General features: G+C 75.3%; 1 protein-coding gene. It reads right to left on the bottom strand.

Annotated elements, in window-relative coordinates:
• The coding region (locus tag ACLWS4_RS37470) for an indole-3-glycerol phosphate synthase (protein ID WP_416876497.1) at positions 1-323 on the bottom strand (323 nt) is incomplete at its 3' end.
• Positions 324-449: the final 126 nt, after the last annotated feature.

The raw sequence follows: 449 nt of genomic DNA on the forward strand, positions 1-449 counted from the left end.
GCCTCCAGCGCCTCCAGCGGGTGGCCCTCGACCACCCGGCCGACTGCCTCGGCCCCGGCGGCACGCAGGGCCGCGAGCGACCGCTCCAGCGCCTCGGCGGCCTGGGCGTCCGCGTCGGTGCCCTCGGACTCCCCGCGCTCGTGGACCGCCTGGTCGAACGCACCGAGGGCCACGTCGTCGATCGCGCGGAGCAGGACGGCCTCCGCCTCGCGAGGCCGCATCAGCACGAGGAAGGACACCGGCTCCGCGCCGTGCAGGGTGGTGACGAAGCGGACGTCCGTGGCGGACAGCTGCCGCTCGGTCAGCAGGACGGTGGTGAACACGATGGGCTCTCCCTCTCCGGCACCCCCGGTGGAGGTGCTGCCGCCGGTGCGGCATCGGTGGATCGACTGGTGGCGCCCGTCTACCCCGGGGAGGGGCGGTGCAGCGCACCGGACGGCGATCTTTCG

This window comes from Kitasatospora sp. SC0581, from assembly GCF_048159585.1.
Taxonomy (GTDB): Bacteria; Actinomycetota; Actinomycetes; order Streptomycetales; family Streptomycetaceae; genus Kitasatospora.